The sequence below is a fragment of the Rhizobium sp. L9 genome (assembly GCF_002531885.1).
Classification (GTDB): Bacteria; Pseudomonadota; Alphaproteobacteria; order Rhizobiales; family Rhizobiaceae; genus Rhizobium.
Window position 1 is genome coordinate 17348 of the sequence record NZ_NWSZ01000024.1, and the last position, 14252, is coordinate 31599.

15 protein-coding genes are annotated in these 14252 nt (G+C 59.8%); 9 read left to right on the top strand and 6 right to left on the bottom strand.

The features are described from left to right. Positions 1 to 126 precede the first annotated feature (126 nt). A complete protein-coding gene (gene treZ, locus CO660_RS22915; RefSeq protein ID WP_097600645.1) occupies positions 127 to 2121 on the top strand; it encodes a malto-oligosyltrehalose trehalohydrolase in 1995 nt (664 codons plus the stop codon). On the opposite strand, the gene CO660_RS22920 is transcribed toward treZ, so the two are convergent. From CO660_RS22920 to CO660_RS22930, 3 genes are all read right to left on the bottom strand, one after another. Continuing rightward, entirely contained in the window at positions 2122 to 2937 is an 816-nt protein-coding gene (locus CO660_RS22920) for an SIR2 family protein (protein ID WP_176536357.1), read from the bottom strand. A gap of 160 nt (positions 2938 to 3097) precedes the next feature. Continuing rightward, positions 3098 to 3532 carry a DUF6766 family protein gene (locus CO660_RS22925; protein WP_097600646.1) on the bottom strand — a complete coding sequence of 145 codons (435 nt, stop codon included), beginning with the start codon at positions 3530 to 3532 and terminating at the stop codon, positions 3098 to 3100. A gap of 69 nt (positions 3533 to 3601) precedes the next feature. Then, a complete protein-coding gene (locus CO660_RS22930; protein WP_097600647.1) occupies positions 3602 to 4639 on the bottom strand; it encodes a TIGR03885 family FMN-dependent LLM class oxidoreductase in 1038 nt (345 codons plus the stop codon). A 507-nt stretch (positions 4640 to 5146) separates the two neighbouring features. On the opposite strand from CO660_RS22930, the gene CO660_RS34510 reads away from it, so the two are divergent. The 3 genes from CO660_RS34510 to CO660_RS34520 are packed head-to-tail and all read left to right on the top strand — an operon-like array spanning position 5147 to position 6295. Then, positions 5147 to 5434 carry an alpha-amylase family glycosyl hydrolase gene (locus CO660_RS34510; RefSeq protein WP_348627651.1) on the top strand — a complete coding sequence of 96 codons (288 nt, stop codon included), beginning with the start codon at positions 5147 to 5149 and terminating at the stop codon, positions 5432 to 5434. A gap of 16 nt (positions 5435 to 5450) precedes the next feature. After that, positions 5451 to 5699 (top strand): alpha-amylase family glycosyl hydrolase, encoded by a 249-nt coding sequence (locus CO660_RS34515; protein WP_348627652.1) that lies wholly within the window; start codon positions 5451 to 5453, stop codon positions 5697 to 5699. A 38-nt stretch (positions 5700 to 5737) separates the two neighbouring features. Next, a complete protein-coding gene (locus CO660_RS34520) occupies positions 5738 to 6295 on the top strand; it encodes an alpha-glucosidase C-terminal domain-containing protein (RefSeq protein ID WP_348627653.1) in 558 nt (185 codons plus the stop codon). Positions 6296 to 6394: 99 nt separating this feature from the next. Here CO660_RS34520 and ftrA read toward each other — a convergent pair whose 3' ends face one another. Then, positions 6395 to 7393, bottom strand: coding sequence for a transcriptional regulator FtrA (gene ftrA, locus CO660_RS22945; protein WP_097600648.1), 999 nt, complete (start codon positions 7391 to 7393; stop codon positions 6395 to 6397). A gap of 69 nt (positions 7394 to 7462) precedes the next feature. Between ftrA and CO660_RS22950 the strand changes: the two genes are divergently transcribed. Further along, positions 7463 to 7873 carry a rhodanese-like domain-containing protein gene (locus tag CO660_RS22950; protein WP_097600649.1) on the top strand — a complete coding sequence of 137 codons (411 nt, stop codon included), beginning with the start codon at positions 7463 to 7465 and terminating at the stop codon, positions 7871 to 7873. 40 nt (positions 7874 to 7913) lie between these two features. Here the strand turns inward: CO660_RS22950 and CO660_RS22955 are convergent, their stop codons facing one another. Then, positions 7914 to 8936 carry an NAD(P)-dependent alcohol dehydrogenase gene (locus CO660_RS22955; protein ID WP_097600650.1) on the bottom strand — a complete coding sequence of 341 codons (1023 nt, stop codon included), beginning with the start codon at positions 8934 to 8936 and terminating at the stop codon, positions 7914 to 7916. Between the two features lie 102 nt (positions 8937 to 9038). Here CO660_RS22955 and CO660_RS22960 point away from each other — a divergent pair, with 102 nt between their 5' ends. Next, positions 9039 to 9938, top strand: coding sequence for a LysR family transcriptional regulator (locus CO660_RS22960; RefSeq protein WP_097600651.1), 900 nt, complete (start codon positions 9039 to 9041; stop codon positions 9936 to 9938). 29 nt (positions 9939 to 9967) lie between these two features. On the opposite strand, the gene CO660_RS22965 is transcribed toward CO660_RS22960, so the two are convergent. Beyond that, positions 9968 to 10612, bottom strand: coding sequence for a TetR family transcriptional regulator C-terminal domain-containing protein (locus CO660_RS22965; protein ID WP_085779165.1), 645 nt, complete (start codon positions 10610 to 10612; stop codon positions 9968 to 9970). A 299-nt stretch (positions 10613 to 10911) separates the two neighbouring features. Here CO660_RS22965 and CO660_RS22970 point away from each other — a divergent pair, with 299 nt between their 5' ends. The 3 genes from CO660_RS22970 to hydA are packed head-to-tail and all read left to right on the top strand — an operon-like array spanning position 10912 to position 14206. Further along, positions 10912 to 12165 carry a Zn-dependent hydrolase gene (locus tag CO660_RS22970; protein ID WP_097600652.1) on the top strand — a complete coding sequence of 418 codons (1254 nt, stop codon included), beginning with the start codon at positions 10912 to 10914 and terminating at the stop codon, positions 12163 to 12165. Continuing rightward, a complete protein-coding gene (locus tag CO660_RS22975) occupies positions 12165 to 12755 on the top strand; it encodes an endonuclease domain-containing protein (RefSeq protein ID WP_097600653.1) in 591 nt (196 codons plus the stop codon). The genes CO660_RS22970 and CO660_RS22975 overlap by 1 nt, the downstream gene beginning before the upstream one ends. Continuing rightward, positions 12752 to 14206 carry a dihydropyrimidinase gene (hydA, locus tag CO660_RS22980; RefSeq protein WP_097600654.1) on the top strand — a complete coding sequence of 485 codons (1455 nt, stop codon included), beginning with the start codon at positions 12752 to 12754 and terminating at the stop codon, positions 14204 to 14206. The genes CO660_RS22975 and hydA overlap by 4 nt, the downstream gene beginning before the upstream one ends. Positions 14207 to 14252: the final 46 nt, after the last annotated feature.

The following is a 14252-nucleotide window of genomic DNA, read 5'->3' on the forward strand; positions in this document are numbered from 1 at the left end:
GCGGACCAGCGCGTCCGCGGCGTAACGCTAGATTGCAAATCCGGATTTCCGGCTTGATGGACGACCCTGAAGCGGGAACATCATGAGGCTGCCGAAGTTAGCGCAGGCGATCTCCGCGAGAGAGCCATGCACGACCACTCAAGCAGCGAAAAATCGAGACCGGCACCCCCCCGTTGGAGCCGACGCCTCCCGATCGGAGCGGAGGTTGATGCCGGCGGCGTTTCGTTCCGGCTATGGGCCCCTGCCAGGGAACGCTGTTTCCTCGTCATCGAGGAAAATTCCGGATATGAGATGACGGCGGAGGAAGGCGGCTACTTCTGCCTCTATCTGCCCGGTCTGGCTGCAGGGACGCGATACCGGTTTCACTTTGAGGACGCAGGTGATCTTCTTGCCGATCCTGCCTCGCGTTTTCAGCCGGAGGGTCCATCGGGGCCATCAGTCGTCGTGGATCCGACGCGGTATCAGTGGCGCGATCACCATTGGCAAGGAATGTCCCCCTTCGGAGCCGCTCTCTATGAGATGCACGTCGGCACCTTCACAAGGGAGGGGACCTTTGCGGCGGCCAGGGAAAAGCTGGCAAGACTCCGGTCGATTGGCATCAACTGCCTGGAAGTCATGCCGATCAACGAATTTGAAGGCGAGTTCGGCTGGGGTTACGACGGCACGTTGCTCTATGCTCCGACCCGACTCTATGGACCACCGGATGATGTGCGCGCCTTTGTCGACGAAGCCCACCGGATCGGCATTGGGGTGATCCTCGACGTCGTCTACAATCACTTCGGTAAAGGTGAGCGTTTTTGCGAATTCACACCAGACTATTTCACGGAGCGTTATTCGAACGAGTGGGGCAAGTCGATCAACTTCGATGGACCGAACAGCCGTGGCGTTCGCGAGTATGTCGCAAAGAACGCGGCTTATTGGATCGACGAATTTCATTTTGATGGACTGCGCATCGATGCAACACAGGCCTTATTCGACTCAAGCCGCGAACACATCGTCACGGTTATCGCCAGGGAAGCTCGCGCAGCAGCGAGACAGCGTCAAATCTATCTCGTCAGCGAAAATGAGCCGCAACAAACCAGTATGGTGCGGCCGGCTGAGGTGGGAGGGCATGGGCTGGACGCCTTGTGGAATGAGGATTTCCACCGCTCCGCGACAGTGGCGCTGACGGGCCGCAACGAAGCCTATTTTCATGATTATTGTGGTACCGCTCAGGAGCTCGTTTCCGCCGCCAAATATGGCTGCCTGTTTCAGGGACAAAGATATGATTGGCAGGACAAACCACGGGGCACTGCGGGGCTCGACCTCAAGCCGTGGAATTTCGTACACTTTCTCCAAAACCACGATCAAGTCGCTAACTCCGGCACAGGAGCGAGGATCGGCCACATAACATCGCCGGCTCGCCTTCGAGCCCTGACGGCGCTCCAGCTGCTGGGGCCGCAGACGCCCATGCTCTTTCAGGGGCAGGAGTTTGGTTCCTCTTCCCCGTTCTATTATTTCGCTGATCACACAGGAGAAATCGCCGACATCGTACGGCAGGGACGGCGCGATTTTATCAGTCAATTCCCGAACCTTCGGGATGAAGAACTCATCAGACACATGGCGGATCCATGTGCTCGCGAGACGTTCGACAAGGTGAAGCTTGATTGGGCCGAATGGGAGAGGAACGCGGCAGTCGTTCAGCTTCATCGCGACCTGCTGAATCTGCGTCAGACAGAAAAGGCATTTTCCCGCCAAGCCTGCGCCCGTGACGGGCAATTGGACGGCAGTATCTTGTCCAGCGCCTCCAGCACCGCCTTCCTCCTCAGATTCTTCGCGGAAAAACCGTCTGAGGAGAGACTATTGCTGATCAACTTCGGCAATGATCTCGTGATCGACAGTCTGCCGGACCCGCTTTTTGCTTCACCAAGAGGTCACCAATGGCATCTCTGGTGGTCGAGTGAAGATGCCGCCTACGGTGGCAGCGGACGCCGCCCCTATGACTTTCAGAAGCGTTGGGTGTTGAACGGGGATATCGCCCTGGTTCTCGCCCCCGTAAAAGTCGACAACCGGCAAAACGCCTCGGCAGTGCCGATGGAGGAATGGCAGGCCGGCATTTTGCGAGCCGGAGACTCCTGGTAGCTAACGGCAGGCACCCGGGCTTCGGCGTTCCAGCAGACGTTCGAGGAACTGAGCGAGGGAGTGGCCTGAATTCTCGCCCTCGCCACTGAGGACGGTAACACCCCACCTCTTTAGAACATGCACCTGGACTTCGGTTGGCTCGTGCATGAAGAGAAAAAGTGGTGGCCGGTGTCGGTCCAGTCCTGTCCCCCGCCATGTTGACCACAAGTGATGCAGCAAAAAGCGAATATTCAGATCGGACATGCTGTAGCCGATGAACAGCAACGTCGAGGCGAAGGCATCGCTCCTGAATTTAATATCCAAGGGAGCGTCGAATGACAGGCGGTCGAAATAATCCGACTCGGTCAGCACCAGCGTGTCGGGATCGGAGAAATCACCGTGGTATTTGACGATCTGCGTTTTGCCGGCTGGCGCGGCCGCCATGTCTTTCGCACTTGTGATCCGGGTGAACGGCCGCTCGAATGTCTCATAGGACATTTCGAGATTTGCATCATAATTTGTGGTGTAAACGAGAGGAAAGTCCAGTTCCACGATGAGCCGATGCAACTCGGAACTCCTCAGTTGCTCCGGCGAAATCTGCCACTCGCGCTTCATCCATGCGACCAACTGAGACAATGACCCGTGCTTCAGCCGGTAATATTCGGCGATTTCCTGATAGGTGGTGCCGTGCTCGGCGGCGAACGACGACGGCAGGCCGAGATCCACCAACATGTGGTCGATGAGGCAGGTCCACGACGGCAAGCCGACATTCATCGATATGCCTGCCCCAACGAACAAGATGGCCTGCCGGCGTTCAAGCGCACCGGCGATCGCCATTATCTGTTCATCGTGTGGCACGAATCCTCCTGACTGCCATAGATCGAACGTCGTCTGGAGGGACTTGTTTCCGTTCACTAGCGTACCTCCGTGAGGTGCCCAAGCGGCCGGCTGCAAGGATGCAACCGAACCGGCAGCTCCGTGGGCCAGCTGGGCCTGCCTAAGTGGCGTCGCCGGTCCTCTGGGGGCCCCTGCGCGTCTCCAACTCGTGGGCGTAGGGTCCCGCATGTCCACCGGTTCTCATGAAGTGCTTATCGATCTCGGCGATAATCGCTTCAGCTTTTTCTCCGGCATTTAATCTGATCAGAGCGTCCAGTTTCGCTTCGGTGCGATCATCGTTTTCCTTCGAAGACGGAGAGCCGATATAGAGAAAGTAGGCAAGACCGACGACCTGCCAGAGCAACTGCAAGAATTCGGACTGCCAGTTTTCAAAGGTGTCTCGGCTCATCTCCATCAGGTAGGCATTGATATCAGGGGCTTGACCGTGGCTCTGTTGCTCGCCGACAAAGGCAAACCAGCCAAATAACCAATGGCCGGCGAGCGAAAATAGAAAGAAGCCGACTGTGATCCAGGCGTAGGCGTATTTCTTGAACATGATACCTCCTTTAGGCAGGCGACCGGTGGGCGGCGCGCGCATGACCAGCCGCACTTTTTGAAGTCCTCATCAGCTGATACCTGGCCTGCCCTCAAAGTCCGCTCGGATCGAGAGATCGCCTGCAGCAATCGGCGCGCCGATGCTGAAAGCGGGCACGACCTCGTGTCCAAAGGTTTTGATGAACTCGCGCTGGTTGCGCCCGACATTGTGGATATAAATCTCTTCAAATCCCATCGCGATATCGGCCTTCAGCCACTCGACGTGCTGTTGCGGATCGGCCGAGATGCGCACATGCTCATCCATGTCTTCGGGCCGCACCTTCAGGCACGCCTCGTCGAACTCCTCCGGCAAACGAAGCGTTTCCGAGATCGCGGCCGAAATCGCGTTGCTCCGCCATTGGTCGAAAGCGTTTGCCCTGGCTTCGCCTTCGGAGTCGGCATAGGACACATGCGCCTGTAAATAGAGCGGCTTGTCCTTCCCGCCGCCACGGCGGAAGGCATCGACGACTTCGCCGAGCTTGTCGGGCGGCTGGTTGATGGTGATAAGCGCATCCGCCCATTCTCCCGCCCACCCGGCCGTTTCGGGCGAAAGAGCACCGGCGACAATGCGGGGAAGCCTGTTCGACAGGGTATGGACCCGCGCCTGATCGACTTTGATCGGCGCTGACCGACTGACAAGCTTCCCCGACCATAAGTCCCGTATGATCTCGACCGCCGCTCGCAGTCGTTCATTTCTTTCTGCCTTGGAAGGCCAGCGTTCACCCATGACGTGTTCATTCATGGCTTGCCCGCTGCCGACCGCGATCCACGGCAACCGTCCGGAAAACATCTCTGCGATCGTCGCGCCGGCCTGTGCAGTAATCGCCGGATGATAACGCCAGCCCATAGGGACGGTTATGATACCGAAGGGAATAGACCGCGTCGCCTGGAGGGCCGCCCCTAACCAGGCCCAAGCAAAGCCTGACTGACCCTGCCTCTCGCTCCATGGCGTCAGATGATCGGACGACATCACGGCGCCGAAACCTGCAGCTTCCGCCGCCTGCACATATCCAAGGAGCTCACTTGGCGAAAATTGTTCATGGGATGCGTGATAACCGATGAGCGTCATGATCCGTTTCCTTCCGAAACAAACCAATGGTCGGCATAGGGCTCGAGCTCCGGGCGTGGTTGGAGGATACCTTCGAACTCCACATCGCCGATGAGATCTCTGAACTTCCTGGGCTGCATGCCGCTAAAATCGATTTCCGTCTTGTAGGAAAACGGTCCGTCGGCGACGATCGGCTGACACAGTTTTCCGACATTCGCACTGCAGAACCCCGCCTTCCTCTCCGACCACCATTGCATCGGCACCCGCACTGCTGGTCGCGGTGCTTGCCTACGACGGGTTCTGTACCTTCGAATATGGAATAGCCTATGCATACCAGCTGCTGCTTCGGTTCGGCACCGCGACGGTCTCCCGATAATCTCTGTTGCCACACCTTCTAACGGTTCCGGAGGGAGGGGGTTCCTTGAGCCGCGCCACGGCTACGAACGGGAAGTTGGGATGAAGTCCGGCCTGATGGAACCCACGCGCACCACCGGTGTTCTCCCAAGATCCCACCGGCGAATACTGCACATGTTTTCCCGTCGCCAGCCGGACCTCAATTGGGACAACGAGAAGGTCCGGGCGGAAATCTATGACATGATGAACTGGTGGCTCGAGCGCGGCATTGCAGGCTTCCGCATGGATGTCATCGACTATATCGGCAAGCAAGTGGATCAGGAGCTCGTCAAGGACGGACCACATTTGCACGATTATCTGCGGGAGATGAATGCCAAGACCTTTGGCAGCCGCGATATCCTGACGGTCGGCGAAGCCTGGAGCGCCACACCCGGCGCAGCGCTCCTCTATTCCGGGGCGTGAACGCCGGGAACTGTCGATGATCTTCCAGTTCGAGCACGTCACCCAGCAATGGGACGCGGTTTATGGGAAATGGCGCCCGAAGCCGTTCGACCTTGTAAACCTCAAGACCGTCCTCAGCAAATGGCAGCTTGCTCTATCCGAAGATGGGTGGAATTCGCTCTTCTGGGGCAATCATGATCTTCCGCGCGCAGTCTCGCGCTACGGCAATGTCACTGGCTATCACGTTGAGTCGGCGAAGATGCTGCGACCGCGTTGCATCTCCTGAAGGGCACGCCTTTCGTCTATCAGGGCGAGGAGATCGGCATGACGAACGTTCCCTTCACCTCCATCGAACAGTATCGCGATATCGAAACTATTAACGTGCACAGGCTGCACGTGGAGGCCGGCCTTTCACCGGAGGAATTCATCCGCGGAGCAAACGAGAACGGCCGCGATAACGCCCGCACGCCGATGCAATGGAGTGCTGCCCCCTATGGCGGTTTTTCCACAGGCGTCCCCTGGATCGAGGTCAATCCCAATTATCCTAAGGTCAACGCCGAAGCGGCCATCAAGGACGAGAAGTCGATCTGGAATCATTATCGCAAGCTGATCGCTCTCCGGAAAACCCACCCTGTTATCGTTTATGGCGAGTACCGGTCCTGGCTCGACCAGCACCCCGATGTCTTCGTTTATACCCGCACGCTCGACAGGAGCTGGATCATAGTGGTCGCCAACTTCACACCCAGGGACATTACGCTGAGTTTGCCGACGGAGCTCGCTATCAACGGAGAATGCCTCATCTGCAATTATGAACCAGTGCACATGATCGGCGAAACTGTTGAGCTCAAGCCATACGAAACCTTCGCGATAGAATGTAAGTGAAGCTCTCGAGCCAGTGCGCGCTTTGCCAACCGACGGAGTGACGGTTTTCGGCGATCTCGAACTCTTTGAAAAGTTGCACCCTATGTTGGCATCACGCGATCAGCCGCCGAATGACTTCCGATAGGCATGCGGGCTCGTGCCCAGCCGCTTGCGGAAGTGGTGCCGCATCGTCGCCAGCGTGCCGAAGCCGCTTGATATCGCGATATCGTCGAGCGATACGGCAAGTTCTCTTTCGAGAAGGTCGCGCGCATGGCGCAGCCGCTCCTTCAGCAGCCATTCGCCGACGCTGAGACCCGTCGTCGCTTCGAAGCGGCGCTGGAAAGTGCGTATGCTCATGCCGGCCCTTTTGGCGAGCAGGCTGATCGGCTGCTCCTCGGCAAGGCTTGCGCGCATCCAGTCGATCAGCGGGCTGAGGCGTATGCCCTCGCGTTCCTCCGGAACCGGCGCGCCGATGAACTGCGCCTGCCCGCCTTCGCGGTGCGGCGGCACCACGAGGCGGCGGGCGACGCTGTTTGCCGCCTCTGAGCCGAAATCGCCGCGAACCACATGCAGGCAGAGATCGATGCCTGCGGCGCTGCCGGCCGCTGTCAGCAGGCTGCCCTCATCTATGTAGAGTACATCCGCGTCGAGCGTGATGTCGGGATAGCGCGCCGCGATCGAGTTGACATAGCGCCAATGTGTTGTCGCCCTGCGGTTGGCAAGCAGTCCGGCGCCGGCAAGGACTGCAACGCCGGAACAGAGCGACATGATGCGCGCGCCGCGCTGATGCGCTGCCTTGAGAGCGGCGGCAAGCGGTTCCGGCACCGGCGCATCGATCGACCGCCAGCCGGGCACGACGATCAGGTCCGCCGCGTCGAGTACTTCCAGCCCCCTGTCGACCGCGACCGTCAATCCGCCGGCGGCGCGAAGCGGCCCCAGCTCGATGCCGCAGACGGAGAAGCGATACCACCCCTCGCCCATCTCAGGACGCGGCAGGCCGAAGACCTCATAAGCTATCCCGAATTCAAAGGTGCAGAGCCCGTCATAGGCAAGCACCGCGACCAGCGGTCCGTTCGTCTTCGGAGATATGTTTGGCATGATCTTTACGCTGTCAGTCATGATGGCCAATTTCGCCAAGCTTTAACATCGGCGATATCAGGGGGCAATCCAGCACGAAAGGAAAGACCGATGCCAAGCGCCGTCTCCGAAATCCCCGCCGCCGAGCCTGACCTCGCCGCCGCCCATTATGCCGCTAAGCTCGCCTTCGAGACCGATTGTTCGGATGTCCGCGCCGCTTTCGCAGCTGGTAAGGTCGATTTCGTTCTTCTCGACGTGCGCTCGCCGGCACTGTTTGCGCAGTCCCATGTGCCGAGCGCGATTAACCTGCCGCACGGCAAGATGACCGCACATCGCATGTCGGAATGGGCAAGAAACACGCTCTTCGTCCTCTATTGCGCTGGTCCTCATTGCAACGGCGCCGACAAGGCGGCCTTTCGCCTTGCCAAGCTCGGCCTCAGAGCCAAGCTGATGATCGGCGGCATGACCGGCTGGGCCGATGAGGGTTTTGCCTTCGAAACCGAAACCATCGCTGCCGAATAACAGAAGGCTCCCCTCCACGATGCGCAGGGAGCCTCATGTCTCAAAACTCAATGACGATCTTGCCGAAGGGGCCTCGATAGAGATGATCGAGCGCCTGCGGCAGCTCTTCGAAGCCATAACGCCTGTCGATAACAGGCTTCAGCCCGGTCTGGTCGACGGCGCGCACCAGATCCTCCAGTGCCCTGCGGTGACCGACCGTAATTCCCTGCAGGACGGGCGCCTTGAGAAGCAGTGGCGCCACCGGCGCCGAGATCTCAAAACCCTCGAGGACGCCGATCACCGAAATGCGGCCGTTAATCGCCACAGCCTTCAGCGCTTGGCCGAGATGTGGTCCGCCGACGATTTCGAGGACGTGGTCGGCGCCGTAATCGCCGGTCAGTTGATGGAACTGCGCCACCCAGTCGCCCTCGTGCCGGTTGATCGGATGATCGGCGCCGAGCGCCAGCGCCCGGTCGAGCTTTTCGCTACTGCCTGACGTGATGAAGACCTCGGCGCCATGCGCCTTGGCGATCTGCAGGCCGAAGAGCGCGACGCCGCCGGTTCCCTGCACCAGCACCTTGTCGCCAGCCTTGAGCTTGCCGCATTCGATCAGCGCGAACCATGCCGTCAGTCCGGCGCAGGGCAGCGTGCTCGCTTCAGCGGCATCGAGAGTTTTCGGCGCATGCGTGAACCATTCCTCTGAAAACACGGTGTGTTCGGTCAGCACGCCCGGATGGAAGCCGCCGCGCGTCTGGTAGGGTAGATTACGCGCGTTGCCCGGGCCGCGTCCATCGATCCAATCCGGGGAAAAGGTGGAGATAACTCGATCTCCGGGTTTGAAGCGTGTGACATCCGGCCCGACGGCCTCAACCACGCCTGCCATGTCCGAGGCCGGGACAAAGGGAAACTGCAGCGGCAGTCCCATGCCGCTTTCGAGCACAAGCCTGTCGCGGAAATTGAGGGAGACCGCCTGCGACCGCACCCGGATCATCCTGCCAGACACGTCGGGAATTCTCGCTTCACCGATCTTCAGATTGGCCTCCGGCCCAACGGCATCGGTTTGCCACTGCTTTGTCGTCTGCATCTCCTGCTCCTTCTCGATTGGAGGAGCAGCAGGTATATCGTTGAATATTCATCGCCTGTTGCGATATTATGTCGTCGAACTGGCGCCATAAAGGAAACAAAGATGGAGCAATTGAAGGGGATTTCGATCTTCGTCCAGACGGTCGAAGCCGGCGGTTTCTCCGCCGCCGCCGAACGGCTTCACCTCACCCGCTCGGCAGTCAGCAAGACGATCGCAAGGCTCGAACAGCGACTCGACGTCCGGCTCTTCAACCGCACGACCCGGACCCAGAGCCTGACCGACGAGGGCCGGTTCTTCTATGAGCGCTGCCTGAAAGCCATCGAGGAAATCCGGATCGGCGAGGCCCAACTTGAATCGGGCAGGCGCGAGGTCCGCGGCAGGCTGAGGGTATCGATGCCGGCGCTGTTTGGACGTCATTGCGCCGCTCCGATCCTGACCCGCCTGCTCGACGACCACCCCGATCTCGAATTGGACTTATCCTTCAGCGATCGGGTCGTCGATCTCCTGGAGGACGGCTTCGACCTTGCCGTCCGCAACGGTCCGCTGAAGGACAATCCCGACCTGATGGCGCGAACGATCGCCCGGCAGTCCATGACGGTCTGCGCCTCGCCCGCTTATCTCGAAAACTATGGCGTGCCGCAAACGCTCGACGATCTCGCCCGCCATCATGGTATCGTCTATCGCAGGGGTGATAATGACAAGGCCTGGACCTTCCCGGCTCCGTCCGGCCCCGCACGCGAAGTTCTGCCGAAATCTCGGTTGCGGCTCGATGATCTCGCCTCGATCGCAGACGCCGCGGTTGAAGGCCGCGGGCTTGCCTGGCTGACCTGCTGGCTGGTGCGGGACAAGGTCCTCTCAGGTGAACTCGTGCGGGTTCTGACTGAAACGCCATCCACCATATTTGAAGCCTATGCCGTCTGGCCGCGATCGCCGGTGATGCTGCCGAAAGTGCGTCTTGCCATCGATAGGCTGGCCGCGGAATTGCCGGCGGTCATGAGCTGAAAAAGGCATCTTCTCAGGAAATCGAGCTGTTAGCCACCCTCCGGCCGCAGCCCGCCAATAAAGAGTTGCTCCAGAAACCGCGCGGCATCCTCGAAGCGCCCTTCGCCGGAATGTTCCTGCCCCAGCACCGCGCGCACCTGGACGTCGAAATCCGCATAGTGCTGGGTCGTCGACCAGATCGAGAAGATCAGGTGGTAGGGATCGCATTCAACGATCTTGCCTGATTTCGTCCAGGCGCGGATGACCTCCGCCTTCTCGTCTACCAGTTGCTTCAGCGGCCCCTTCAATTCGTCCTCGATATGCGGTGCGCCCTGCAGCACCTCATTGGCGAACAGCCGGCTCTCGCGCGGAAAATCGCGCGCCATCTCCAGCTTGCGCCTGATGTAGCTGCGGATTTCTTCTTCCGGATTGCCCTCGGCGTCGAAGGCCCGCAGCGGCTCCAGCCAGGTATAGAGGACCCGGTCGATCAGCGCCCGGTGCATCGCTTCCTTGGTGCGGAAATAATAAAGCAGATTGGGTTTCGACATGCCCGCGACTTCGGCGATCTGGTCGATCGTCGAACCGCGAAAGCCGCGTGCCGAAAACACGTCGAGCGCCGCCTCCAGAATCTGCTCTTCCTTCTCCTCCTGGATTCGCGTTCGCCTCTGGGTCTTCGCTGCTCTCGGAATAGCCATCGGCTATTGTTTCCCCTTGATATTCAACTTCTTCCCTCAAGTTTCGGCAGAGGCGACCCCTGGCGCTTTCTTGAGCAACTGCCCGCATTTTTATCGGCAAATTTCGTGATTTTCGTCTTGAGCCCCGCGGTGGAAGTTGTAATGTTTACCAATCGGTCAAATATCCGCCAGATGAAAAACAAAGGCAACTGGCGATTTTCCGGCGCTCGACAAAACCAACAACAGGCGCGGGAAAGGACCACGGGAACAGGCGGGCATGCCCCTTGCATGACTGCCGCAAACAGGTGAGGGCTTGAAGAATGGTGGCAGCACCAGGCGAGAACATGCGCATCAATGGCGACCGTCTCTGGGACAGTCTCATGGAGATGGCGAAGATCGGCCCCGGAATCGCCGGCGGCAACAACCGTCAGACGCTGACGGATTCGGATGCCGAGGGCCGCAGCCTTTTCAAGACATGGTGCGACGAGGCGGGCCTGACCATGGGTGTCGACCGCATGGGCACGATGTTCGCCACCCGCCCCGGCACTGATCCCGACGCCCTGCCGGTCTATGTCGGCTCTCATCTCGACACCCAACCAACCGGCGGCAAATATGATGGCGTGCTTGGCGTGCTCTCGGCCCTCGAAATCGTGCGCACGATGAACGACCTCGGCATCAAGACGAAGCACCCCATCGTCGTCACCAACTGGACGAACGAGGAAGGCGCACGCTTCGCCCCTGCCATGCTGGCGTCGGGCGTCTTTGCCGGCGTGCACAGCCTGGACTTCGCATATAACCGCAGGGATCCAGAGGGCAATCTGTTTGGCGACGAGTTGAAGCGCATCGGCTGGGTCGGCGACGAAGAGGTCGGCGCCCGAAAGATGCACGCCTATTTCGAATATCATATCGAGCAAGGCCCCATCCTTGAAGCAGAGGACAAACAGATCGGCGTCGTCACCCACTGTCAGGGCCTGTGGTGGCTGGAATTCACGTTAACCGGCAAGGAGGCCCATACCGGCTCGACGCCGATGAACATGCGCGTCAATGCCGGCCTCGCCATGTCGCGCATCCTGGAAATGGTACAGGGCGTTGCGATGAGCGAGCAGCCGGGCGCCGTCGGCGGCGTCGGCCAAGTCTTCTTCTCGCCGAATTCCCGCAACGTGCTGCCGGGCAAAGTGGTCTTCACTGTCGACATCCGCTCGCCCGACAAGGCCAAGCTCGATCGCATGCGGGCAAAGATCGAGGGTGAGGCGCCTGGCATCTGCGACGCGCTCGGCGTCGGCTGTTCCATCGAGGCGATCGGCCATTTCGCACCGGTCACCTTCGACGAAAAGCTCGTCACCTCGGTTCGCTCCGCCGCCGAACGGCTCGGTTACAGCCACATGAACATTATCTCCGGCGCCGGCCACGACGCTTGCTGGGCCGCCAAGGTCGCGCCTGCCACGATGGTCATGTGCCCCTGCGTCGGCGGGCTCAGCCATAACGAGGCGGAAGAAATTTCCAAGGAATGGGCGACAGCCGGAGCCGACGTGCTGTTCCATGCGGTGGTCGAGACGGCGGAGATCGTGGTGTGATGTCTGCTGCGGAACCCGGAGCCCCCTCATCCGACCCTTTGGGCCACCTTCTCCCCGCTGGGGAGAAGGGAATGGCGAACGTCGCGGCTTCTCCCTTCTCCCCTCGGGGAGAAGGTGCCCGAAGGGCGGATGAGGGGGCTCCGGGCGCGACCAAAATTATCAAACAGGATATCCGCAAACATCGCCCAGTCAAAACAGCACAAGCTCGACAGCTTCGTCAAAACGAAACCGAAGAAGAATACCATCTCTGGAGCGACCTGCGCGCCCGCCGCTTGAACTGTTATAAATTTGCACGGCAAGTCCCGCTTGGGCCATTCATTGTCGATTTCCTCTGTCGCGAAAAACGATTGATCGTCGAAGTCGATGGCTTCCAGCATGCCGAAAACGTCAGCGATCAACGCCGAACCGAATGGCTTAATGCAAATGGCTATTCTGTCCTGCGCTTCTGGAATCAGGAAGTCTCTCGCGAAAGACGCTCCGTACTCGAAACAATCCTGGCAGCATTGGAAGGCCGGCTTGAAGCCAGCGAGGAAACGCTCAGCTTCTATTCACCAGGCGAATCCAAAGAAAAGAATAGGGAACAATCATGACCACAGTCATCAAGAACGGCACCATCGTCACGGCCGACCTCACCTACAAGGCTGATGTCAAGATAGACGGCGGCAAGATCGTCGAAATCGGTCCGAACCTCTCGGGCGACGAAACGCTCGACGCCTCCGGCTGTTTTGTCATGCCGGGCGGCATCGACCCGCACACTCATCTCGAAATGCCCTTCATGGGCACCTATTCCTCCGATGATTTCGAGAGCGGCACGCGCGCGGCGCTTTCCGGCGGCACGACCATGGTGGTCGATTTCGCCCTTCCCGCCCCCGGCCAGTCGCTGCTGGAGGCGCTGACCATGTGGGATAACAAATCGACCCGCGCCAATTGCGACTATTCCTTCCACATGGCGGTCACCTGGTGGAGCGAGCAGGTCTTCAAGGAGATGGAGACCATCGTCCGCGACAAGGGCATCAACACCTTCAAGCACTTCATGGCCTATAAGGGTGCGCTGATGGTCGATGACGACGAGATGTTCGCCTCGTTCCAGCGCTGCGCCGAGCTCGGCGCGCTGCCGCTGGTGCATGCCGAAAACGGCGATGTCGTCGCCTCGATGTCGGCAAAGCTGCTCGCCGAGGGCAATAACGGCCCCGAGGCGCATGCCTATTCCCGGCCGGCTGAAGTCGAGGGTGAGGCCACCAATCGCGCCATCATGATCGCCGACATGGCCGGCTGCCCTGTTTACATCGTCCACACCTCCTGCGAGCAGGCGCATGAAGCGATCCGCCGGGCCCGCGCCAAGGGCATGCGCGTCTATGGCGAACCGCTGATCCAGCACCTGACGCTCGACGAGAGCGAATATTCCAATCCCGACTGGGATCACGCCGCTCGTCGCGTCATGTCGCCGCCCTTCCGCAGCAAGCAGCATCAGGATAGCCTCTGGGCGGGGCTCGCCTCCGGTTCGCTGCAGGTGGTCGCGACCGACCATTGCGCCTTCACCACGGCGCAGAAACGTTTCGGCGTCGGCGACTTCACCAAGATCCCGAATGGCACAGGCGGCCTGGAAGACCGCATGCCGATGCTCTGGACACACGGTGTCAACACCGGCCGACTGACGATGAACGAGTTCGTCGCCGTCACCTCGACGAACATCGCCAAGATTCTCAACATCTATCCGAAGAAGGGCGCGATCCTCGTCGGCGCCGATGCCGATATCGTCGTCTGGGACCCGAACCGTTCGAAGGTCATCTCGTCCAAGACCCAGCAGTCGGCGATCGACTACAACGTCTTCGAGGGCAAGGAAGTGACTGGCCTGCCGCGCTACACGCTGACGCGCGGCGTCGTCGCGATCGAGGAAAGCACGATCAAGACCCGCGAGGGCCACGGCGAGTTCGTCAGGCGCGAACCGGTGACGGCAGTCAGCAAGGCGCTGTCCACCTGGAAGGAGATCACCTCTCCGCGCAAAGTGGAACGCAGTGGCATCCCGGCAACCGGCGTATGACGATGGAGCATAGCGATACGGCCATCAACCGGGGAACGACGCCTTC